18 protein-coding genes are annotated in these 22,859 nt (G+C 72.3%); 7 read left to right on the top strand and 11 right to left on the bottom strand.

From position 1 onward, the window contains the following. The first annotated feature begins 3 nt into the window (after positions 1 to 3). Together ACH4K4_RS13115 and ACH4K4_RS13120 are read left to right on the top strand one after the other, a co-directional pair. Positions 4 to 645 carry a GTP-binding protein gene (locus ACH4K4_RS13115; RefSeq protein ID WP_398166986.1) on the top strand — a complete coding sequence of 214 codons (642 nt, stop codon included), beginning with the start codon at positions 4 to 6 and terminating at the stop codon, positions 643 to 645. A gap of 41 nt (positions 646 to 686) precedes the next feature. Next, positions 687 to 1,937, top strand: a complete 1,251-nt coding sequence (locus ACH4K4_RS13120) for a styrene monooxygenase/indole monooxygenase family protein (RefSeq protein WP_398166988.1) — start codon at positions 687 to 689, stop codon at positions 1,935 to 1,937. On the opposite strand, the gene ACH4K4_RS13125 is transcribed toward ACH4K4_RS13120, so the two are convergent. The 6 genes from ACH4K4_RS13125 to ACH4K4_RS13150 form a co-directional block, all read right to left on the bottom strand. Continuing rightward, a complete protein-coding gene (locus ACH4K4_RS13125) occupies positions 1,934 to 3,472 on the bottom strand; it encodes an alpha/beta hydrolase (RefSeq protein WP_398166989.1) in 1,539 nt (512 codons plus the stop codon). The genes ACH4K4_RS13120 and ACH4K4_RS13125 overlap by 4 nt on opposite strands. Before the next feature lie 123 nt (positions 3,473 to 3,595). Next, the gene (locus ACH4K4_RS13130) at positions 3,596 to 4,822 is read right to left on the bottom strand and encodes an NlpC/P60 family protein (protein ID WP_398166990.1); all 1,227 of its coding nucleotides are present in this window, start codon (positions 4,820 to 4,822) and stop codon (positions 3,596 to 3,598) included. Between the two features lie 191 nt (positions 4,823 to 5,013). Further along, positions 5,014 to 6,177, bottom strand: a complete 1,164-nt coding sequence (locus tag ACH4K4_RS13135) for a chitinase (protein WP_398166992.1) — start codon at positions 6,175 to 6,177, stop codon at positions 5,014 to 5,016. 203 nt (positions 6,178 to 6,380) lie between these two features. Then, positions 6,381 to 6,644, bottom strand: coding sequence for a hypothetical protein (locus ACH4K4_RS13140; RefSeq protein WP_398166993.1), 264 nt, complete (start codon positions 6,642 to 6,644; stop codon positions 6,381 to 6,383). Between the two features lie 85 nt (positions 6,645 to 6,729). Then, positions 6,730 to 7,470, bottom strand: coding sequence for a TetR/AcrR family transcriptional regulator (locus ACH4K4_RS13145; protein ID WP_398166994.1), 741 nt, complete (start codon positions 7,468 to 7,470; stop codon positions 6,730 to 6,732). A gap of 98 nt (positions 7,471 to 7,568) precedes the next feature. After that, positions 7,569 to 8,516 (bottom strand): diiron oxygenase, encoded by a 948-nt coding sequence (locus ACH4K4_RS13150; protein WP_398166995.1) that lies wholly within the window; start codon positions 8,514 to 8,516, stop codon positions 7,569 to 7,571. A 169-nt stretch (positions 8,517 to 8,685) separates the two neighbouring features. On the opposite strand from ACH4K4_RS13150, the gene ACH4K4_RS13155 reads away from it, so the two are divergent. Continuing rightward, positions 8,686 to 9,807 (top strand): ferritin-like domain-containing protein, encoded by a 1,122-nt coding sequence (locus ACH4K4_RS13155; RefSeq protein ID WP_398166996.1) that lies wholly within the window; start codon positions 8,686 to 8,688, stop codon positions 9,805 to 9,807. Here the strand turns inward: ACH4K4_RS13155 and ACH4K4_RS13160 are convergent. The 4 genes from ACH4K4_RS13160 to ACH4K4_RS13175 form a co-directional block, all read right to left on the bottom strand. Further along, the gene (locus tag ACH4K4_RS13160; RefSeq protein ID WP_398166997.1) at positions 9,804 to 10,640 is read right to left on the bottom strand and encodes an ABC transporter ATP-binding protein; all 837 of its coding nucleotides are present in this window, start codon (positions 10,638 to 10,640) and stop codon (positions 9,804 to 9,806) included. The two genes, ACH4K4_RS13155 and ACH4K4_RS13160, sit on opposite strands and share 4 nt — an antisense overlap. A gap of 77 nt (positions 10,641 to 10,717) precedes the next feature. After that, the gene (locus ACH4K4_RS13165) at positions 10,718 to 11,176 is read right to left on the bottom strand and encodes an HD domain-containing protein (RefSeq protein ID WP_398166998.1); all 459 of its coding nucleotides are present in this window, start codon (positions 11,174 to 11,176) and stop codon (positions 10,718 to 10,720) included. Positions 11,177 to 11,213: 37 nt separating this feature from the next. Further along, a complete protein-coding gene (locus tag ACH4K4_RS13170; RefSeq protein ID WP_398166999.1) occupies positions 11,214 to 12,668 on the bottom strand; it encodes a penicillin-binding transpeptidase domain-containing protein in 1,455 nt (484 codons plus the stop codon). After that, a complete protein-coding gene (locus ACH4K4_RS13175; protein WP_398167001.1) occupies positions 12,665 to 14,203 on the bottom strand; it encodes an FtsW/RodA/SpoVE family cell cycle protein in 1,539 nt (512 codons plus the stop codon). Before ACH4K4_RS13175 ends, ACH4K4_RS13170 begins: the two co-directional genes overlap by 4 nt. A gap of 668 nt (positions 14,204 to 14,871) precedes the next feature. On the opposite strand from ACH4K4_RS13175, the gene ACH4K4_RS13180 reads away from it, so the two are divergent. Continuing rightward, positions 14,872 to 16,110, top strand: a complete 1,239-nt coding sequence (locus ACH4K4_RS13180) for a cytochrome P450 (protein ID WP_398167202.1) — start codon at positions 14,872 to 14,874, stop codon at positions 16,108 to 16,110. A gap of 76 nt (positions 16,111 to 16,186) precedes the next feature. Here the strand turns inward: ACH4K4_RS13180 and ACH4K4_RS13185 are convergent, their stop codons facing one another. Further along, complete coding sequence (locus ACH4K4_RS13185) at positions 16,187 to 17,419, bottom strand: cytochrome P450 (protein ID WP_398167002.1); 1,233 nt, start codon at positions 17,417 to 17,419, stop codon at positions 16,187 to 16,189. 739 nt (positions 17,420 to 18,158) lie between these two features. On the opposite strand from ACH4K4_RS13185, the gene ACH4K4_RS13190 reads away from it, so the two are divergent. The 3 genes from ACH4K4_RS13190 to ACH4K4_RS13200 are packed head-to-tail and all read left to right on the top strand — an operon-like array spanning position 18,159 to position 22,838. After that, entirely contained in the window at positions 18,159 to 18,992 is an 834-nt protein-coding gene (locus ACH4K4_RS13190; protein ID WP_398167003.1) for a sugar phosphate isomerase/epimerase family protein, read from the top strand. After that, positions 18,985 to 19,380 (top strand): acyl carrier protein, encoded by a 396-nt coding sequence (locus ACH4K4_RS13195; protein ID WP_398167005.1) that lies wholly within the window; start codon positions 18,985 to 18,987, stop codon positions 19,378 to 19,380. Before ACH4K4_RS13190 ends, ACH4K4_RS13195 begins: the two co-directional genes overlap by 8 nt. Next, the gene (locus ACH4K4_RS13200; protein ID WP_398167007.1) at positions 19,377 to 22,838 is read left to right on the top strand and encodes a thioester reductase domain-containing protein; all 3,462 of its coding nucleotides are present in this window, start codon (positions 19,377 to 19,379) and stop codon (positions 22,836 to 22,838) included. Before ACH4K4_RS13195 ends, ACH4K4_RS13200 begins: the two co-directional genes overlap by 4 nt. Positions 22,839 to 22,859: the final 21 nt, after the last annotated feature.

The following is a 22,859-nucleotide window of genomic DNA, read 5'->3' on the forward strand; positions in this document are numbered from 1 at the left end:
ACGATGACGGCCACTGCGGCCGGGGCCGCCGGAGCGTCCGGGGTGTCCGCGGCGGCCGACGAGGCGGGGCTGCAGAGCTGGCAGACGGATCGTTCCCGCGCGCCCATCGCGACCAAGATCGTGGTGGCGGGCGGCTTCGGCGTGGGCAAGACGACCTTCGTCGGCTCGGTCTCCGAGATCACCCCCTTGCAGACCGAGGCGGTGATGACGCAGGCCAGCGAGGACACCGACGACCTGTCCGCCACCCCGCACAAGACCACGACCACGGTCGCGATGGACTTCGGGCGGATCACCCTCGACTCCGACCTGGTGCTGTACCTGTTCGGTACGCCGGGGCAGCAACGTTTCTGGTTCATGTGGGACGACCTGGTGCGCGGCGCGATCGGCGCCGTCGTGATGGCCGACACCCGCCGCCTGGACGACTGCTTCCCCGCGCTGGACTACTTCGAGAGCTGCGGCCTGCCGTACATCGTCGCGGTCAACCACTTCGAGGGGACGGCCGAGTACGCCGTCGAGGACGTACGCGAGGCGCTGACCGTGCCGCCGCACGTGCCCGTCGTGATCATGGACGCGCGCCAGCGGATCACGGTCGTCGACGCGCTGCTCGCGCTCGTCGCGCACGCCCTCGAAGCCACTCCCGAATAGCCCCGAGCCGCCCCCCCCGTACCTGGGAAGAGAGCACCACCATGCGGAAGATACTCATCGTCGGAGCCGGCCAGTCCGGTCTCCAACTCGCCCTCGGACTCCAGTCCAAGGGCTACGAGGTCACCCTCATGTCCAACCGCACCGCCGACGAGATCCGCTCCGGCCGGGTCATGTCCACGCAGTGCATGTTCCACACCGCGCTCCAGCACGAGCGCGACCTGGGGCTAAACTTCTGGGAGAGCCAGGCGCCGCGCATCGAGGGGCTGGGCGTCTCGGTCGCCGCCCCCGGCAGCCACGCGGCGCCCGGCGGCACCCAGCGCGCCGTCGACTGGGTCGGCAAGCTGGACGGCCACGCCCAGTCCGTCGACCAGCGCCTGAAGATGGCCGGCTGGATGGAGACCTTCGCGCAGCGCGGCGGGCAGCTCGTCATCCACGGCGCCGCCGTCTCCGACCTCGACTTCTTCGCGAGCCGCTACGACCTGACGCTGGTCTCGGCGGGCAAGGGCGAGCTGGTGTCGATGTTCGGCCGGGACGCGTCCCGTTCCCCGTACGACGCACCGCAGCGCGCCCTGTCCGTCGCGTACGTGCACGGCCTGGGCCCGCGCCCCGAGCACCCCGACTTCGACGCGGTGCGCTGCAACCTCGTACCGGGGGTCGGCGAGCTGTTCGTCATGCCGACGCTGACCAACTCGGGCCGCGCCGACATCCTCTTCTGGGAAGGCGTACCCGGCGGCCCGCTGGACGTCTTCTCGGGCGTCCGGGACCCCAACGAGCACCTGGCGACCACCCTGGAGCTGATGGAGCGCTTCACTCCCTGGGAGTACGCGCGCGCCACGAAGGTCGAGCTGACCGACGCCAACGGCACGCTCGCCGGACGCTACGCGCCGACCGTGCGCCACCCCATCGGCCGGCTCCCCTCCGGCGGCCTGGTCCTCGGCGTCGCGGACGTCGTCGTCGCCAACGACCCGATCACCGGTCAGGGCTCCAACTCCGCGTCCAAGTGCGCCGCCTCCTACCTCGCCTCCATCGTCGAGCACGGCGACCGCCCCTTCGACGCGGACTGGATGCAGACCGCCTTCGACCGCTACTGGCAGACCGCCCGGCACGTCACGAGGTGGACCAACGCGATGCTGGCGCCGCCGCCGGAGCACGTGCTGAACCTGATCGGCGCGGCCGGACAGCTCCAGCCGGTCGCCGACCGGTTCGCGAACGGGTTCAACGACCCGTCCGACTTCGACAACTTCTTCTTCGAGCCGGAGAAGACCGAGGCGTACCTCGCTTCGCTGGGCTAGCCGGCCGACCCGGGCGCCGGGCAGCCGGCGTCCTTCGCCGGCGCGGCCCCCGTGAGCAGATACCGGTCTACCAGGGCGTCCACACACGGGTTGGCGTTCTGGTACTGGCCGTGGTCGCCACCCGCGACGGTGACCAGGCGGGAGCCGCGCAGCGCCCGGTGGGCCCCGAGGGCGCCCTCGTAGTGGGCGGCCGGGTCGTGCCGGGAGGCGAGCAGGAGCGTCGTCGGCAGGTCCTTGCCGGTGACGTGGACGCGCGGGGCGCGGGAAGCGGGCCAGGCGGCGCAGGTCGCGGCGAAGGCCAGGGCCCGCGCCCCGACGAGCGGGTACTTCGCCGTGTACGTGGCGGTACGGCGCACCCAGCCGTCCATGTCCCGGCTCCATGGGGTGTCGTTGCACGTCACCGCCGTGTACTCGGCAAGGAACCCCGGGCTGAGATAGCGGCCGAAGACCATGCCTGCCGTGTCGCGCTCGGCCGGTGTGGCGGTGTCCCAGTGGTCGAGGGCGGCGAGCGCGGTGGCCAGCGGCGCGAAGCCCTCGGCCGCGTTGTAGAGAGCCTGGCTGGTGCCGAAGTCCAGGCGGTTGGGGGTCACCCGCCGCCCGTCGCCCAGGCCGGCCGGGCGGTCGCGCAGGGCCCGCCGCCGCGCTTCCCATTTCGCCTTCGCCTCGGCCGCGGTGCGCCCGTAGTGGTACGTGGCGTCCCGCGCGGCCAGCCACGGCAGGAAGTCCTGCTCCAACCGGCGCTGGAAGCTGAGCGGCTGGCCCTCCTCGAAGTCCTGCCAGGTACCGGCGAAGCCGACCGGGCTGTCCAGGACGAGCCGTTCGACGCGGTGCGGGAACTCCGTCGCGTAGTAGGCGCCGATCACGGTCGCGTACGAGGGACCGTAATACGCGATCTTGCGGGCGCCGAGCAGCGCGCGGAACAGATCCATGTCGCGCACGGTCTGCTCGGTGGTGACATACGGCGCCAGCCCGCCGCTCCGCTCCTGGCAGGCACGGGCCAGCTGCCGCGAACGCCGCACGACACCGCGCACCGCCTCGGCCGAGCGGTCCCGGGAGTCGTCGCCGAAGAACGCGTCGAACTCCTCCTGGGTCTGGCAGCGCAAGGGGGTGCTGAGCGGCAGTCCGCGCTGGTTGAAACTCACGATGTCGTAGGCGGCCGCCACCTTCGGGGATTCCGTGGCGAAGCGGTGCGGTCTGAGCAGCCCCGTGCCGCCCGGCCCGCCCGCCGCCATCATCAAAACGCCCCGCCTGGCGGCCGGATCGGTCGCCCGGTGCCGGGACACGGAAACGCTGATGTCCGGGCCGCTCGCGGGGCGGTGCCAGTCGCGCGGCACGGTCATCGTCGCGCAGTCCAGAGACGGCGCGCCGTCACAGGTGTGCCAGTCGAGCCGCTGCTCCGTGTAGCGCGCGGGAACGTGCCCGCCGCCCGCGGCCGCGGCGGACCCGGTGGCCGCCGGCAGCAGCGCGGCCGTCGCCACGGTCACCAGTCCCGCCACGGAGGCCCTTCGCCACCGGCGCTTTCCGAACACCCGCATACGTTCCTCCCCTGGAGACGCGTACGACCGTACTGCCGTACAGGAAAGATGCTGCGGTGCGGGGCGGGCGGAATCGATCACCCAGGTTTCACTTGTGCGGGTGGCACCAGTACCACCCCCGGCTCAGGCCGGGCCCGTCGCCGACCCGTACCCCGTATCGGCGCCCGCCGTGGCGTCGTCCGGCAGGGGCGGTGGCACGTAGGCGCGCAGCGCCGCGGCGTCCCGGTCCGGTCGTACGGCGCCGAGCAGGGGGTTCGCCGCGATGGGGGAGACCTTGACCCGGGCGCCGGGGCGCGGGGCCTGGACCACCTTGCCGTCGCCCAGGTACATCGCGACGTGTGTGGCGCCGGGGAAGTAGAGCACCAGGTCGCCGGGGCGCAGCCGGCTCAGCGGGACGTGCGGCAGCTGCCGCCACTGCTCCTGGCTGGTGCGCGGGACGGCCAGGCCGGCGTGGGACCAGGCCTGCGAGGTGAGGCCGGAGCAGTCGAAGGAGTCGGGCCCCTGCGCGCCCCAGACGTACGGCTTGCCGACCTGCCGCAGGCCGTACCGGACCGCCCGCTCGCCGCCGGCCGAAGGGGCGCGCGCCCCGCTCAGCTCGCCGGACGACAGCAGGCTGCGCTGTGCGGCGTCCGTGCCCTCCTGTTCCATCCGGCCGAGTTCGGCGAGCTGGTCCTCGGAGAGGTCGGAGAGCAGTTCCTCGACCTCCTTGAGGCGGCCCTCCACCGCGTCCCGCTGCTGCTTGCGCTGCTCGGTGAGCACCTGTTGCCTGTCCAGCGCCGCCCGCGACGCCTTCGCCAGCTCGTCCGCCCGCTTTTCGTTGCGGGTGAGCCGGCTGACGACGGCGGCCTGGCCGCCGGCCGCCTCCTTGAGCAGGTGCCCCTCCTCCAGGACGTCCCGCGGGTCGTCGGCGAGCAGCATGCGCAGGTACGCGGAGAGCCCGCCGGCGCCGGTGCCCTGGTACTGCTGGCGGGCCAGCCGTCCCGCGTCGGCCTGCCCGTCGGCGAGCCGCGTACGGGTGCGGGCCAGCCGGACGTTGAGGTCCTGGGTCTTCTTCCGCTGCGCCTTCAGGCCCTCCTCGGTGGCGTTGTACTCCTCGGTGGCCTGTTCGGTCCGCCGGTAGAGGTCCTGGAGGCGGGTGAGCAGACGGCGCAGCGACGCGTCTCCGGAGCCGTCGGGCTCCGGCGCTTCCCCGGCGGGGGCCGGGTCCGGCTCGGGAGCGGCGTGCACGGGGGCCGCGGGCAGCGTCAGGGTGACCGCGCCCGCCAGCGCCGCCGCGCACACCGACCGTACGATCCGCCCCGGCGCCGACCGACCTGGTCCGGGCCGTACCGACGGGCACCGCTGCGACACGAGTCCACCTCCGACGAACTGCTGCGGCCGCGGCGGACCCGCGGTCCGCCGCCCGGTTCGTTCGGATCGTGCCACGGTCGTCGTATCTTCGCCGCGGGGGTGCGGCCACCGGAGCGGTACGGTCACCCGATCGGCGGTCGGCGGCGTGTTGCCGCACCCGACGGCCCGTCAGGCATGCTGCTGAGGCGGGATCAGTTCCCGTAGTACCTGTCGAAGTTCTTCTGGAACTCCCAGCCGCCGAAGCGGTCCCAGTTGACGGACCAGGTCATCAGTCCGCGCAGCGCGGGCCAGCGGCCGTGCGTCCGGTAGCTGCCGCAGTCGGTGGACTTGGTCAGGCAGTTGAGGGCCTTGGTGACCTCGGCCGGCGGGGTGTGCCCGTTGCCCGCGTACGGGGAGGCGGGCAGGCCGATGGCGATCTGGGACGGCTTGAGCGCGGGGAAGACGTTGTTCTGGTTGCCGGCGACCGGGAAGCCGGTCAGCAGCATGTCGGTCATCGCGATGGGGAAGTCCGCGCCGCCCATGAAGTGGTACTGGTTGTCCAGGCCCATGACGGGGCCGGAGTTGTAGTCCTGGACGTGCAGCAGCGTGAGGTCGTCGCGCAACGCGTGGATGACGGGCAGGTACGCGCCGGCGCGCGGGTCCTGGCCGCCCCAGGGGCCCGAGCCGTAGAACTGGTAGCCGAGCTGGACGAAGAACGTCTCCGGCGCCATGGTCAGGGTGAACCCGGCGCCGTACCGGGCCTTGAGGGTCTTCACCGCCGAGATCAGGTTGACGATCGACGGGGTCTTCGGGTTCTTGAAGTCGGTGTCGCCGCCGGCCAGCGAGAGGGAGTGGCCCTCGAAGTCGATGTCCAGGCCGTCCAGCCCGTACCGGTCGATGATCGCGCCGACCGACTGCACGAACCGGTCGCGGGCGGCGGTGGTGGTCAGCTGCACCTGCCCGTTCTGCCCGCCGATCGATATCAGCACCTTCTTGCCCGCGGCCTGCTTGGCCTTGACCGCGGCCTTGAACTCGTCCTCGGTCTCCACACCGGGACACTCCGCCTTCGGGCACAGGGAGAAGCGGATGTCGCCGGAGGTGGCGGAGGTCGGCTCGCCGAAGGCCAGGTCGATGATGTCCCAGCTGTCCGGGACGTCGGCCAGCCGGGTGTAGCCGGAGCCGTTGGCGAAGCCGGCGTGGAGGTAGCCGACGAGGGCGTGCTCCGGGAGGGCCTGCGCGCGGGTGGCGGACCCGGTGCCGGGGGCCGCGGCCGGCGGGCCGGCGTGGGCGGGGGAGGCGAACAGGGCCGTGGCGCCGAGGAGGCCGGCGGCGACGGCGGCGAGGGATCTCTTGGAGAGCCTGCGTCTGCGGCGCATGGGGGGTGCTCCTTGTCGACGGCGGTACGGAGGGGGCGTACACGGGTGCCGAAGGCGGGAGGGGGCCGCCCCTGCGGGGGTGGGGCCTTGCCAGGGAGGCGCAAGCGCGGCTCCCCCCTGGGCAGGGAGCAAACAGGACTAGACCAGCACTGTCAATGGTCCGGACCAAGTGGGAAGTGCCGCGCCGCCCTCCCCGCCCGCTGTCAACGCCGCTTCCCCCACGGCCACTTGGGACCGCCTTCCGGCTTGCCCTCCGGGTCGTACTCGTACTTCCACCCCCGTGGCAGCCCCAGCCGGCCCACCCGGCCCGGCGCCCGCCGGTACAGGTGCACCGTCGGCGGGCGGCCGTCGTCGTTCGGCACCGGGATCTCGTACGTCTTCGGCGGCTGGCCGGTCGCACCGACGAGGACCGGCAGCACCCGCCCATCCAGCGGACCGCCGATGAACGGGGTGTTCTCACTTCTCACCCCACCAGTCTCACATCGATTCCCGGACCGGTGAAAGTGCAGGTCAGGCCATACGCCGCCGAGTAGGCCGAACGGCGGGGCGCGCTCAGAGCAGGTGCGCCGCCTCGGCCACGATCGGCAGGATCCGCCGGGCCAGCTCGCCGACCGGGCCCTCGGAGGTCTCCATGGCCAGCGCCGCCCGCGCCACCTGGGCGGCCTGCTCGTCGGTCGCCGCGGTCGCGGTCAGCAGCGCCACGAAGTGGTCGACCAGCCAGTCGCGCAGCTCGTCCAGCGGCGGCTGCTTGTCCTCGTCCAGCCAGATCAGGGACGCCGCCTCGACGGCCGTTATCCACGTACGGACCGCCATCCGCAACCGCGGCGTGGGGGCGGCCGCGCCCAGATGGTGCAGGATCTGCTCGGCGGCGGTGCGCCGCACCTCGTCCACGATCGCGGACGTGCGGGTGGTCTCGACGACGCTGCCGCCCTGGAGCAGGGCGCTGAAGCCCGCGTCGTGCTCGTCGACGAAGGCGAGGTAGCGGTCCAGCGCCCGGCCGAGGCGCTGCGTCAGCGGACCGTCCTCGGGCTCGTCGAAGCAGCCCTCCAGTATGTCGGCCGCGCTGCGTAGCGCGGCCTCGTACAACTGCTGCTTGCCGCCGGGGAAGTAGCGGTAGACGAGCGGCCGGGACACCTGGGCGGCGTTCGCGACGTCGTCCAGCGAGACGTCCTCCGGGGCGCGCTGGGCGAACAGGCCCAGGGCCGCGGCGAGGAGTTGGGAGCGGCGCTCCTCGACGCTGAGCCTGCGGTAGGCGGGTCGGGGTACTGCTGGGGCGGTGCCGCTGCCGTTCATCCCAGCAGCGTAACCGCCCCGTCGGAGAAGCGCCGGGGCGGGTTCCGGCGGATTCGGGAGCACCCGTCGCCCGAGGAGCGGGCGTCCCCGCCCGGCCGCTACGCCAGCAGCCCCGAGCTCTTCCAGAGCCGGCGGCCCACGCCGCGCAGTACGCCGATGTCGTCCAGGAACTCCGTCAGCCGGCCCGCGCCGGACTGCATCACCTCGCGCCGGTGCCCGCTGGCCTTCACCTGGGCCACCGCCTCGCGCCGGTCCAGCCCGACGTTCGTGTAGACCTGCGGGTTGACGAAGGCGATCGAGAAGACGCGGGCCGCCTCGCCGCAGCTCAGCCGGGTCAGCTCCTGCTCCCAGCGCGGCGCCGTGACCATCTGGCGGCGCAGTTCCTCACGGGCGTACCGGACGTGCCGGGCCTCCTCGACGACGTGGATGCGGGTGACGCCGCGCACGATCGTCTGCACCCGCTCGTCCGGGAAGGTCAGCCGCTGCATCCAGTCGAGTATCTCCTCGCCGAGCAGCGTGCAGGCGAAGGAACCGGGCGTCGTGGAGACGGTCTTGAGGACGCGCGCCAGGTTGTGGTTGAGGCGCGAGACGGGGTACGAGGGCGCCCCGCCCTTCTGGATCATGCGCGCGAACATCTTCGAGTGCCGGCACTCGTCGGCGATCTCGGTGAGCGCGTAGCGGACGTGCGCGCTGGTCACGGACTTGTCGTAGATGTGCCGTACCAGCAGCTGCATCAGGATGATCTCGAACCAGATGCCCAGCGAGGCCAGCGAGGCCGCCTCGTGCCGGGACAGTTCCATCCGCTGCTCCTCGGACATCTTCTTCCACAGCGGGGTGTCGTAGAGGGACACCAGCTCCGGCGGCCAGTACCACTTGCCCTCTTCCAGGGGTGCGTCCCAGTCGAGTTCGGTGTCCGGGTCGAAGGAGTGCTTCGCGGAGGAGTCGAGCAGCCGTTCCGCCACCTGCTCGCGGTCCTTGAGCAGCCCGAGGGCGTCCCGGAGGACTTCCGGCTCCGTCACGGTGGTTGCTGTCGTCACGGTCGTCATGGCTGTGGTTACCTCGCTCGTGGGTTACCCGCGGTCACGTCTTATGAGACTGCCTGTCAGCAAGCGCGTCAATCCCCTGCGCACGACTTATTGACCCGCCGGTAAGCCCCGTGTGAGCCTGCCAACGACCGCCTCCGGCGCGGGGGGCGGGTGAAGCGAGGAGGCGCGTGTGTCGAGCCGCGAGCTGTACGCGATGGACCCGGGCGACGAGCTGTGGACCGTACCGGCGGGCAGCCCGGCCCGCTTCAGCTGGGAGTACGACGGCGGCCGCGAACGGCTCCTGGCCCTCTACCAGAAGGGCAAGGACAAGCAGTGGGACGCCGGCCTGCGCATCGACTGGGCGCAGGAGGTGGACCCGTACGACCCGCTCGGCACCCCGGACGAATCGGTCTCCCTGTACGGCACGGCGTACTGGGACCGGATGTCGGACAAGGAGCGCGGCGAACTGCGGCAGCACTTCGCGGCCTGGCAGTTCAGCCAGTTCCTGCACGGCGAGCAGGGCGCGATGGTCTGCGCGGCACGCATCGTGGAGACCGTCCCCGACCTCGACGCGAAGTTCTACTCCGCGACCCAGACCATGGACGAGGCACGCCACGCCGAAATCTACAGCCGCTTCCTGAAAGACAAGATCGGGATGCTCTACCCGGTCAACGACAGCCTCCAGGCGCTCCTGGAGGACACCCTCACCGACTCCCGCTGGGACATGCCCTACCTGGGCATGCAGGTACTGATCGAGGGCCTGGCGCTGGCCGCCTTCGGCATGATCCGCGACACCACCACCAAGCCGCTGCCCAAGCAGATCCTGACCTACGTCATGCAGGATGAGGCCCGCCACGTCGCCTTCGGACGGATGGCGCTGCGCGACTACTACAAACAACTCTCCGACGCCGAACTGCGCGAACGCGAAGAATTCGTCATCGACGGCTGCTACCTCATGCGCGACCGCCTACGCGGCCTGGAAGTCCTGGAAAACTTCGGCATCCCCACCCACGAGGCCGCCGAGTTCACCGAGAACTCCGAATTCCTCCACCTCTTCCGCAAACTCCTCTTCAGCCGCATCGTGCCCTGCGTCAAGGACATCGGCCTGTGGGGCGAACGCCTCCAACGCGCCTACGTGGACATGGGCGTCTTCGACCTGGGCGACTCCAACCTGGACCAACTGATGGCCCAGGACGAAGAACTCGCCGAACAACTCGACGCGGAACGCTTCGCAAAAGAGGAACGCGAACGCACGGCGGAGGTGACGGAGGCGATCGCTGAGGGCGGCCAATGTGAGCAGTTGGACGGTTAGTGATGTCCTGATTGGGCGAGCCAGCGGTTGTTGTGGTGGGTTACGTGGATGGGGCGGCCGAAGCAGGTTGTCAGGTGGGAGGCGGTGAGGACGTCCGCCACAGGGCCCGCCGCCTGTACCCGGCCCTCGCGCAGGAGTAGCGCGTGGCCGATGGCGGGGGAGAGCTCTTCCAGGTGGTGGGTGACGGTGACGGTCGCCAGGTCGGGGCGGTTCACGGCCAGTCGGTGCATGGTGTCGATCAGGTCTTCCCTGGACGGCAGGTCGAGTGCGTTGAACGGTTCGTCCAGGAGGAGCAGTGACGGGTCGGCCATCAGCGCGCGGGCGATGAGGAGGCGGGCCCGTTGTCCTCCGGAGCACACGCCGTACGGCCGGTCCGCCAGGTCCTTGCACTCCAGCTCGGTCAGCAGCTCGTGCGCGCGCTCGCGGGCGGCGTCGTCGTACTTCCCCCACAGCGGCTGCACGGTGCCGGTCGCGCCGGTGAGGACGACGGTGTGGCCGGTGGCGTCCTGGGGGACCTTCTGCGCGCTGGAGACGAGACCGATCGCGGCGCGCAGTTCGCGTACGTCCACGGTGCCCAGGCGGTGGCCGAGCACCTCGACCTGGCCCGTGGTGGGGAACATCAGCGCGCCGACGAGCCGCAGCACGGTGGTCTTGCCGGCGCCGTTGGGGCCGAGGAGGGCCCAGTGTTCGCCGGCCCGTACGGTCCAGTCGATGCCGTCGAGGATGACCTGGCCGGTGGTGAGGCGGCGGACGCTCGCGCCGTGGAGGGCAGCGATCACGCGGTTTCCGGGGGCCGAGGGGGCGGTGGTGTCCGAGGGCTCCGAGGTCGTCATGGCGGGCAGGGTAGCTGTATGGGGCAGGTTTGCGGGGTGGTGTCCGGGTGGTGGAAGGGGCAATGGGGACAGCGGTGTCAGTGGGGGTGGGGTAGGCCCAGGAGGGTGCGGATGTGGGTGTACTTGGCGGTCAGGCGGTCGCGGGTGGCGGGGGCCAGGACGGCGAGCCGTGCCGGGTCGGCGTTGTGGGCCAGGTCCGCTTCTTTGATCAGGAGCGCGCCGGGGGTGGCGAGGATGCGGGCCGTGTACGCCTCGGCCGGTTCTCCCGGGTGCTTGGTGACCGCGCGGATCATTGCCTTGGTGTGCTCGGTGAGCGCGGCGCCGTCCAGCCACGCGGGCGTCAGCGCGTCGTCCTCTATCGCGTCGTGCAGCCAGGCCGCGGCGACCTGTTCGTCGCTGCCGCCGCGCGCCCGTACGCCCTCGGCGACCGCGGCGAGATGCTCCGCGTACGGGCGGCCCGCCTTGTCGGTCTGGCCTTCGAGCGCGCGACGGGCCAGCGCCTCGACTTCGGCGAGGGAGAGGTGCGGTTGTGTCATGTGTCCCCCTGCGTCCCTGCCCTTGTGTGCTCGTACGTCACCGTAGCGCCGCCTGCATCACCGCGCGGGCGATGGGGGCCGCGCTGCCGCCGCCGCTGATGTCCGCGCGGTTGGCGGCCGCGTCCTCGACGACCACCGCCACGGCCACCGCCGGGTCCCTCGCGCCGTCCTTCCTGGCCCAGGAGACGAACCAGGCGTACGGGGTGCCCTCGTTGCGCACCCCGTGCTGCGCGGTGCCGGTCTTGCCGCCGACCGTGGCCCCGTCGATCGCCGCGCCGGTGCCGGTGCCCTTGGTGACGACGCCGGTCATCATCTCCTGGAGGCGTCTGGCCGTGCCGGGGCTCATGGCCCGGTGCAGGGTCTTCTGCCGGGTGGTGGAGACCGTCTCGCCGTGCGCGTCGGTCACCTTGTCGACCAGGTAGGGGGACATGACGGCGCCGTCGGCGGCCACCGCCGCGGCGACCATGGCCATCTGGAGTGGGGTGGCCGTGGTGTCGTACTGGCCGATGGCGGAGAGGGCGACCTGCGCGTCGTTCATGTCGGTGTCGAAGTTGCTGCGGGCGGGGGCGGAGGGGATCTTCAGGTCGGTGGCGTTGAAGCCGAAGTTCTCGGCGGTGTCGGTCATGTCTTCGAGTCCGACGTCCACGCCGAGGTGGGCGAAGACGGTGTTGCAGGAGACCTCGAAGGCGTGCCGGAGCGTCGCGTTCCGGCAGCCGCCCGCCTCGTTGGTGAGCTGCGTCGTCGTTCCGGGGAGGGGGTACGGGCTCGGGGTGTCGGTGGCCGTGTCGAGGTCGGTGACCTTGCGGTGGTCCAGCGCGGCGGCAGCCGTGACGATCTTGAAGGTGGAGCCCGGCGGGTACGTCTGTTTCAGCGCGCGGTTGAGCATCGGCTGGTCGCCGTCCCGGTTGAGCCGGCGCCAGGCCCCGGCGACCGGCCGGCCGGTGCCGGCGATGTCGTTCGGGTCGTACGACGGCGTGCTGGCCAGCGCCAGGATCTTGCCGGTCCGCGGCTCGACGGCGGCCACCGCGCCCTTCTTGCCGCCCAGCCCCTCGAACGCGGCCTGCTGCGTCGCCGCGTCGATCGTGGTCGCCACGTCGCCGCCGGGCTGCTGCTCGCGCGTGATGTCCGTCCACAGGGGGACCGGGGCGAGGCGGGGGTCGGTGCCGGACAGCACGCCGTCCTCGGCGTTCTCCAGGAGCGAGGTGCCGTAGACCTGGGAGGCGTAGCCGGTGACGGGGGCGTAGCGCGGGCCCTGGGTGTACGTGCGCTCGTAGCGCAGCTGTCCGCCGCTGTCGCGGGACCCGGTGACCGGCTCGCCGCCGACCAGGATGTTGCCGCGCGGCTGGCTGTAACGGGCCAGTACGGGGCGCCGGTTGGCGGGGTTCTTGTCGTACTCGTCGGCCTTGAAGACCTGGACCCGCGCGGCGTTCAGGAGCAGCGCGACGAGCAGCACGAGGCAGAAGACGCTGGCGCGGCGGATGTAGCGGATCATCGGCCGCCGCCCTCGTCGTCGCGGTCGGTGTGGCCGGCGGCGGGGGGCTCGGGACCGGGGCCGCCGGGGCCGCCGGGGGGACCGGGCTCGCGCGGGCCGCCCGCGTACCCGGTGAGGTACGGGCCGTCCCCGTCCGGCTCGGCGGAGGACCCCGACGGCGCGCCGCCGGTGCGTACGGCCGCGACGACCCCGGTCTCCGCGGCGTCCGGGTGGGGCCTGCGGGCGCTGTCGCTGATCCGGACGAGCAGCGCGATGATGATCCAGTTGGTGACGACGGACGAGCCGCCCTGGGCGAGGAACGGCATCGCCATGCCGGTCAGCGGAATCAGACCCATCACCCCGCCCGCGATGACGAAGACCTGGATGGCGAGCAGGGAGGCGAGGCCGACGGCGAGCAGCCGGCCGAACGGGTCGCGCAGCGCCAGGCCCGCCCGGTAGCCGCGGGCGACCAGCAGCGCGTACAGCAGGAAGAGCCCGGTGAGGCCGACCAGGCCCAGTTCCTCGCCGAAGGTGGCCAGGATGAAGTCCGACTTCATGGCGAAGCCGATGAGGGCGGAGTGGCCCTCGCCCAGGCCGGTGCCGAGCAGCCCGCCGGCGGCGAAGGCGAACAGCGACTGGGCGAGCTGGCTCGCGCCGCGGCCCGCCTCGATGCTCGCGAACGGGTGCAGCCAGTCCGCGACCCGGCTGTGCACGTGCGGTTCGAGGGAGCCGACGGCGGCGGCGCCGGCGGCGGCGAGCAGCAGGCCCACCGCGATCCAGCCGGTGCGCCCGGTGGCCACGTACAGCAGGACGACGAAGACGCCGAAGAAGAGCAGCGAGGTGCCGAGGTCGCGTTCGAGGACCAGGACGCCGACGCTGACCAGCCAGATGGCGGCGATCGGGCCGAGCACCCGGCCGGTGGGGAACTGGAATTTCCACATCCGTTTGCCGGTGTGGGCCAGGGCGTTGCGGTTGGCCGCCAGGTAGGCGGCGAAGAAGACGGTGATCAGGATCTTCGCGAACTCGCCGGGCTGGAAGGAGAAACCCGCCACCCGGATCCAGATCTTGGCCCCGTTCACCGCGGGGAAGAGGATCGGGACGATCATCAGGACGAGTCCGGCGGCGACCGACACGTAGGCGTAGCGCTGGAGGGTGCGGTGGTCGCGCAGCAGCAGGACCACGGCGGCGAACAGGGCGACGCCGAGCGCCGACCAGACCAGCTGGGTGGGTGCCGCCTGGTCCTTGGGCGTCTCCAGGTCGAGCCGGAAGATCAGGACCAGCCCGAGCCCGTTCAGCAGAATGGCGATGGGCAGCAGCAGGGGGTCGGCGAACGGGGCGCGGAACCGTACGGCGAGGTGGCCGAGGAGGGCCAGGGCCCCCAGCCCCGCGCCGTAGCTCGCCGCGTCGCCCGGGACGGCGTTCTGCCGGGCGAGTCCGACGTCGATGTACCCGCAGACGCTGATGAGTACGGCGCCGACCAGGAGAACCAGTTCGGTGCCCCGGCGTCTGGGCAGTCTCAGACCCGGTGGGGGAGCGTCCGCCGCGGTAGCCGTCATGGCAGGCAACGTAGCAAGCGTGGGGATATATGTCCTTTATGTCAGCGTGTGTGGGGTGTGTGTGGTGTGCGGGATATGTGGGGCGTATGAGGTGTGTGGTTTGGGATTGCTGTGGGTTGCCGGGTGGGGGCGCGGTGGGGCCCGGGGCCGGAAGGGGCGTACGGGTACGGTCTCCCCGCCGGGCGGGGGGGGTGCCGTTCCGTGTGAGGCGGCCACGCGGTCCCCGCTTCCGGGTCGGCCGGGCACGATTTCCGCGCCGGCCCGGCCGCGCGGCACCCGGCGGCGCCCCGGCGGCCGGGCCCCGGCATGGCGCCCCACCTGCCCCTGGCCGGGGCCGGCCGGTGCGGCGGGCGGGGTGTCACGGCGCTCTCGGGGGCGCCCCTAGGGGACGAACAAGGGTTGATCCGTGATTGGCCGCAATGGCAGTTTGTAAACTCGCCCTCAGACCACGCGCACACATATGTACAAGGCTGAGCTCGTCACGCTGGATGCGGCCGACCGGTTCATGGCGCACGTCACATCCGCGAACGCCGAGCGGATGTCCCGGCGTTCGGCAGCCCTTACCGGGGCCCGCCGAGGGCGGGTGACCGTCCCCCTCGACGAAAGGCAGTATTAGCGTCATGACGACTCTCCGTTCCCGGATCATCGCCTGGGCCGGCCGCTTGTATATGGCAAGAACGAGGAAGAAGGGCTTCGACCTGTCTCGGATGTCTTTCTTGCCCGAGTCTGTACTGATGCCATTGCGGCGGGACGGTCTCGACCCCGTGGGCGAGCTGGCGACGGTGCGCGAGCAGGAGCCCATCAGCAAGCTGCCGGTGCCGATCGCCGCCAACGTGTGGCTGGTCACCGGTTACGACGAGGTCAAGGCGGTGCTGGGCAAGGCCAACGCCTTCAGCTCCGACTTCACCAACCTCATCGGCCAGGCCGGCGCCAGCACCGACCAGAACCCCGGCGGCCTCGGATTCGCCGACCCGCCGGTGCACACCCGGCTGCGCCGCCTGCTGACCCCGGAATTCACCATGCGCCGGCTCGGCCGGCTCACGCCGCGTATCCACGAGATCGTGGAGGAGCGGCTGGACGCCATGGAGAAGGCCGGCCGGTCCGGCGAGCCGGTCGATATCGTCGAGCACTTTGCCCTGCCGATTCCGTCCCTGGTCATTTGCGAACTCCTCGGGGTGCCGTACGAGGACCGCGCGGACTTCGAGCGGCTGAGCGCGGCCCGCTTCGACCTTTTCAGCGGCGCCAACGCGTCGTTCGGCGCCATATCGGAATCGCTCGCCTATTTCCGCGAGGTGGTCAAGAAGCAGCGGAAGGACCCGGGCGACGGCCTGCTCGGCATGATCGTGAAGGAGCACGGCGACACGGTCAGCGACGAGGAGCTGGCGGGCCTCGCCGACGGCGTGCTGACCGGCGGCTTCGAGACGACCGCGAGCATGCTGGCGCTCGGCGCCCTGGTGCTCCTCCAGGACTCCTCGCACTTCGCGGCCCTCAAGGACGGCGACGAGGCGGCCGACCGCTACGTCGAGGAGCTGCTGCGCTACCTCACCGTCGTCCAGGTGGCCTTCCCCCGGTTCGCGCGCGAGGACCTGGAGATCGCCGGGGTGCAGATCTCCCAGGGCGACGTGGTGCTGTGCTCGCTGAGCGGCGCCGACCGGGACGGCAAGCTGGGCCCGGAGATGGAGCGCTTCGACCCGTCCCGCAACGTCCCCTCGCACCTCGCCTTCGGGTACGGCATCCACCGCTGCGTCGGCGCCGAGCTGGCCAAGATGGAGCTGCGCGCCGCCTACCCCGCGCTGGTGCGGCGCTTCCCCAACATGCGGCTCGCGGTCGGGCCGGACGAACTGGCGTTCCGCAAGCTGTCGATCGTGTACGGCATCGAATCGCTGCCGGTCCGCCTCGACGGCTGAGCGGCTCCTTCTCGCGGCGGCCCGGCCCCCTGCCGAAAGGCGGGGTGCCGGGCCGCCGCTGTTCCGCCGTGCCGCCTCACTCAGGCCGCAGGGCCACCGGCAGGCTGGTCACGCCGCTCAGCAGGTTGGAGTAGTTGCGCCGGATGTCGCCACGCTGCTCCACCGAGGCGACGACCTCCCGCAGGCCGGTGAGCATGGCGGCGATCTCGGCCCGCCCGAGGTAGGCGCCGAGGCAGAAGTGCGGGCCGTAGCCGAAGGACAGGTGCTTGTTGGGGGTGCGGCCGAGCAGGAAGCGCTCCGGGGCCTCGAAGACCTCCTCGTCCATGTTGGCCGAGTCGTTCCACAGCGTGACGACGTCCCCGGCCCTGATCACCTGGCCCTGCCCGCCGGCCGGCACGTCCTCCAGTGCCGTACGGCCGAAGTGCAGCGCGGGCGTGGTCCAGCGCAGGATCTCGTCGACCGCGGTGGCGATCTCCACCTCGCCGTTCTTCAGCGCCCGCCACTGCTCCGGGTGTTCGACCAGCGCGAGCACCCCGCCGGTCATCGACATCCGGCTGGTCTCGTCACCGCCGATGATCAGGCTGTAGCAGTTGACCACGATCTCGTCCATGGTCAGCGGCTCGCCCTCGACGGTCCCGGTGGCCAGCACGCTGATCGCGTCGGTGCCCGGGTTCTTGCGGCGCTCCTCGGCCAGCGTCCTGAAGTACGCGAGGATGTCGTTGCGCGCCTGCCACGCGGCGGCGGGCGACTGCGCGGCCCCGTCGCTGCCGAGTGCCGTGGCGGTCAGTTCCAGGACCTTCGCCCGGTCCGCCGCCGGCACGCCCATCAGGTCGCAGATCGCGGTGAGCGGGATGTCGGCGGCCACGTCCCGGGCGAAGTCGCACTCCTCGCGCGCGACGGCCTCGGCGAGCAGCGCGCGGGTGGACCGTCGGATGTTGTCCACCACGCCTTCCAGCGCGCGCGGCGAGAACGCCTTGAGCAGGATCTTGCGGATGTCCGCGTGCCGCGGCCCGTCCGTCACCGCGGCCATCATGCCGGCGGCGGAGTCCCCGCCCATCAGCAGCGTGGTGAGGACGTTGCCCTTCTCCGACGTGAACCGCCGGTCGTCCCGGTAGATTTCGGAGACGTCCGCGTGCCGGGAGACGACCCAGAAGCCCGGGGCGCCGCCGGTCGACGGGTGCCAGTAGAACGGCTGCGTCCTTCGCAGATGGCGCCATACCTCGCGCAGGTCGTACTCGGCGTGGGTGCGCGGGTCCGTCAGGTCGAGTGTCGCCGTGTCCCCCGGGCTCAGCATGATGCGGCTGGGCATGGATTCATCTGCTCCTTAGGCTCCCCGCCGGAGTCGCCCGTACGGCTGCTCCGCAACGCGCGCACAGTAGCAACCCGGTGTGTCACGGCGGGGAGCGGAGCCGCGGCCGGCGGGCGGCCGTCCGCGACCGAGGTCGCCGGCGTGCGCCTTCGTACGGTGAGCGCGGCCGGCGCAGCCCTGTCCTGACCGTTCGGACCACCCGCTCCCGCTTTCGTTCGATACGTCCAACTACCCCGGGTGACCTGCGAATTCGTCGACCCTGGAGTCGTCATAAGGTGATATTCCGGCATAGGGTGCGCACAGGGATGCGTGCTAGCATCCGGGTGTTCGACAGGGCTGGAGCAAGTCGACAGGATCGTTGGCCGACGGGGGCGCGAATGATGGCAATCAACGAGAGAGCGGCCGCGGCGGCAGACGCCGCCGCCCGCGCGGAGGGCACGCGCCGGTGTGCTGCCGGCCGCCGCACCGCACCAGTGACTCCCGCGGCGATTTCCGCGGCGTAGCGGACAGACGTAGCGGATACCGGCCCACGGCGTCCGGTTCCGGCTTCCCACCACCGACCATCACCCGCGAGCGGCCGACGCGCTGCCGGAAACGGCACCGGCCCGCACGCGCGGTGCCATGCGGCAACCACCACTGCAGGCAACGCAATTGTGTGCCGACCTGTTCCGCGGGAACGAGGCCGAGGCTTCCTCCGGGCCCGGGCCGGAAAGCGCACCGACGAGGAGCGGGACGATCCATGACCGGTCAGACAAGTCTCGGGTTGCTGGTTGACCAGGCGTTCTACGGTTCCCCTTACCAGGGCAAGGACGCCTGGCGGGCCGCGGCGGAGCTGGGCGTCGAATGGATCTGCATCGTCGAAGAGGCGATGGAGCTGAAGCCGGACCGGCTGCTGGAGTTCCGCAACGACGCGGACGCGGTGGGTCTTCCGATCAGCCTCACCGCGTGCCACGCCTTCGGGCTCAGCGATTTCCGCGATGTCGTACGGGAGTTCCACCTCAAGCGGGCCGAGGCGCACGTCGACCTGACGCGCGAACTGGGCGGCCAGGTGATGAAACTGCTGCTGGGCGACTGGTTCTGGCGCGCCATGTGGCCCGAGGAGGCGCAGTGGCAGCTGCTGGCCACCTCGGTGCGCCGCCTCGCCGACTACGCCGAGGCGTGCGGCATCGGGCTCAGCGTGAAGCCCGAGCCGATGGACACCTCCCTCGTCACCGACGTCGACGACCTGGTGCGGCTGCTGGACGACGTCGGCTCCCCGGCCCTCCAGGCTAACGTGGACGTCTCCCACCTCGTGGTCGCCGGCGTGGCCGCGTCCGAGGTGGGCCGGCTGGCCGGGCGGGTCAACAGCGTGGACTACTCCGACTCCAACGGCACGTACCACGAACACCTGGTGCCCGGTGAGGGCGTCGCGGACCTGACCGCCTTCACCGAGCAGCTGCTCGCCGCCGGCGCCACGTGGATCGGCGTCGAGGTCGGCCCGTTCGCCGACCCGGAGCACGCCTACGACAAGGTCGGCCGGGCGATGGCCCGGTCCCGCGAACTCTTCGACACCGCGGCGGCGCGGCGTGGCTGAGAACAGAACCCTCCCGGAGGACCCCGTGGTGAACCCCGAAGACAGCGCGTCCGCACCCGAAGACCCGCTGCGGCTCGTCAGCGGGGCGTGGCAGGAGGTGCTGGGCATCGACGAAGCGCCCCTGGACACCGGCTTCTTCGACGCGGGTGGCAACTCGATGCTGCTGGTGATGCTCAGCGACGAACTCTCCGACCTGACGGGCCGGGAGCTGGAAGTCGCCGAGCTGTTCCGCCACGACACCGTCCGCGCCCAGGCCCGGCTGCTGGACCCGTCGTACGAGCCGGACGCGCCGGCTCCCGCGGCCTCCCCGGAGGGCCGCGGCCGCCTGCTCGGCAGCGCCCGGCGCGGCCGCCGGGACGACGCGGCCGGGCAGGCCGCCGCGCGATGAACAGCGAGACCGCCGTAGCGGTGGTGGGCGTCGGCTGCCGGTTCCCGGAGGCCGCGACCCCGGAGGAGTTCTGGGACAACCTCGACAAGGGCGTGGTCTCGCTCCGGGACATCCCGGCCGAGGACCTGCGCCGCTGCGGCGTGTCCGCCGAGACGGCCGCCGCGCCGGGCTTCGTGACCCGGTCCGGCTGGATCGAGGACCCGGAGCTGTTCGCCGCCGAGTTCTTCGGCTACACCCCCGTCGAAGCCGAGCTGATCGACCCGCAGCAGCGCCTCTTCCTCGAAGCGTGCAGGGACGGCCTGGAGCGGGCCGGGCACCTGCCGAACGGCGAGCACGGCCCGCAGGTCGGCGTCTTCGCCGGGGCGAGCAACAGCACGTACAACACCCTGCTCCAGTACGCCCGCGCCCGCACGGAAGGCCCCGCCGCCTTCGACGACCTGGCCCTGCAACTGGGCGGCGGCATCGACTTCATGGCGACCCGGGTCGCGTACAAGCTCGGCCTGCGCGGCCCCTCCATGGCCGTGCAGACCGCCTGCTCCTCCTCGCTCACCGCCGTGCACTACGCCGTCCTGAGCCTGCTGTCGGAGGAGTGCGACATCGCCCTGGCGGGCGGCAGCGGACTGTCCTACCCGTCCGTCGGCTACCACTACCAGCCCGGCGGCGTGCTCTCCGAGGACGGCTTCTGCCGTGCCTTCGACATCCGGTCCACCGGTACGGGCGCGGGCTCCGGCGTCGGCGTGGTCGTGCTGCGCCGCCTCGCCGACGCGCTCGCCGACGGCGACCCGGTCCTCGCGGTCATCGGCGGCAGCGCGGTCGGCAACGACGGCGCCCGCCGGCCCGGCTTCACCGCGCCGAGCCCGGACGGCCTGGCCTCGGTGGTCGCCGCCGCGCTCGCGGTGTCCGGCACCGACCCGGCCGACCTGCGGTACGCCGAGGCGCACGGCTCCGGCACGCCCCTGGGCGACCAGGTCGAGCTGCGCGGCCTCATCGACGGCCTGCGCGCGGCGGGCGGCCGCGCGGCCGACCGCAACCACTGCGCGCTCGGCACGGTCAAGGCGAACATCGGGCACGCCGGATCGGCCGCCGGCATCGCCGGGCTGATCAAGGCGGTCCACGTCGCCCGCACCGGCACCATCGCGCCGCACCCCATGTTCGAGCACGCCAGGGACCCCGGCGTACTCGCCGACAGCCCCTTCCGCGTCCCCACCGACCTGGAGCGGTGCGCCGAGCCCGGCCGCCGGGTGCTGGTGAACTCGATGGGCCTGGGCGGCGCCAACGCGTGCGTCGTCCTGGCCCCGCCGCCCGCGCCGGTGCGCCCCCCGGCGCCCGCCAGGCCCGTCGTACGGCTCCAGCTCTCCGCCCGCACCCGTACCGAACTCGACGCGCTCTCCCGCCTCCTGGCCGACGAGATCGACCAGGACCGCGCGGCGGCCGGGGACATCGCCCACACCCTGCGCACCGGACGGCAGGACTTCGCGGAGCGCCGGGTGGTCACCGCGGCCCCCGACCGGCTGGCCGCCGCCCTGCGACTGCCCCGCCCGCCCGCCGTCCGCACGCACCGCGCCGGTGCGCGCCGCGCCGTCCTGGCCGTCACCGCGGCCGGCGAGCGGGCCGAGGAGATACGCGCCGCCCTGGCCGCCGCCCTCGGCCCGCGCGTCGAACAGCACGACTCCATACCCCCCTCGCTGCCCGCCGACGCGTACCTGCTGGTCGTCGGCGAGGGGGAGGGCGGCACCGGCCGGTACGTGCTGCCGGTGGAGCAGGACGAGGACCGCGCCGCGCGCGACGAGCGCATCGCGGCAGCGCTCACGGACGCCTGGCTGCACGGCGTCCCGGTGGACCCGCGCGCGTTCGACGACGGCACCGGGCGGCGCGTCACGCTGCCCACGTACCCGTACACCCGGCGCCGCTGCTCGGCGCTGGACGAGTCGGTGTTCACCGTGCCGGGGGCCGCCGCCCGGGAGCCCGTACCGCGTGCGGAGGAGCACGCGTCCGGCGACCGGCCCGGCGGTCTCGAAGGCGAGCTGGTCTCCCTCTGGGAGGAGCTGTTCGGCGTCGGCGGCATCGGTGTGCACGACGAGTTCGGCGCCCTCGGCGGCACGTCCCTGCTCGGCCTGCGGATGACGCTGGAGGTGCAGGAGCGCTACGGCATGCTGCTCAACCTGCACCGCACCGGCGGCAGCCAGGCCACCGTCAGCCGCGTCGCCGAGGCGATCCGCGCCGCCCGCACGGACACCGGTGACACGGCCGGCCAAGCCCCCGGGGCCCGCCCCTCCGACGCCGCCCTCCTGGACGCCGACCTCGCCCTCGAACTGCCGCCCCTGGCAGCGCGCCAGGCACCGCCCGGCACGGACGTCCTGCTCACCGGCGCGACCGGCTTCGTCGGCGCCTTCCTGCTGCACGAACTGCTCCAGGACCCCGGCCGCCACGGCAGCCGCATCTACTGCCTGGTCCGCGCCGACGACGAGGCACACGGCCGCAGGCGCCTGCGCGAGACCGCCGAACGCTTCCGGCTGCCCGAGCCCGACCCGGCACGCGTCCACGTCGTCCCCGGCGACCTGCGCGACATCGCCGAGGTCTGCGAGACCTTCCGCGACGGCGAGCTGGCCCGCCGCACCGGCCACGTCGTCCACTGCGGCGCCCACGTCGTCTTCACCGAGCCGTACGAGGTGCTGCGCCCGGCCAACACCCTGGCCACCCACCACCTCCTCGGCTGGATGCGCCGCCACGGCATCACCGACATCAGCTACGTCTCCACCCTCGCCGCCTGCGGCCAGGCCCTCGGCTCCGAGGGACGGATGCTGGAGCGCAGGGAACAGCCCCTGGACCCCGAGGCCGGCGGCTACGGCATCTCCAAGTGGGCCAGCGAACGCCTCCTGGACAAGGCCGAGCGGGACGGCATGCGGGTACGGGTCTTCCGGCCGGGGCTGATCGGCGGCGCCACCACCACCGGCGCCTGCAACGACCTGGACATGCTGTGGCGGCTGGTGGCCGCGTGCCTGGCCGTCGGCGCCCACCCGGCGGACGACATGCCGCTGCCGGTGGCCCCCGTCGACCTGGTCGCCCGCGCCGTCGTCCGGCTCGGCCGGGAGCCCGGCTCGGCGGGCCGCGCCTACCACCTGGTCGGCGCGGAGGCCACCACCTTCTCCGCGCTCTTCGCCGAACTGGGCGGGCTGGGCGTGCCGACCCGCGGCGTACCGGTCGCGGAGTGGGCGCGCCTGGCGGGCCGGCGGGCGCTGGAGACCGGCGACCCGGTGCTCTCGACCATGGCGCTGTACGAGACCCACGACCTGGACACGCCCCGCGTGGACGTGGAGGCCCGGCTGTGGCGGGACTGGCTGCGCGACCAGGGCCTGGACCCCCGCCTGGACGGCGAACGGACCCTGCAAGCCCTGCGGTACCTCGCCGGGCGCCCGGCCTTCGCCGCTCTGCTGACCGATGTGACGGAAGGCGCCTGACCCAGTGAGTACCGACGGGAC

Origin of the sequence: Streptomyces sp. NPDC017529 (genome assembly GCF_044329785.1) — a bacterium.
Classification (GTDB): domain Bacteria; phylum Actinomycetota; class Actinomycetes; order Streptomycetales; family Streptomycetaceae; genus Streptomyces.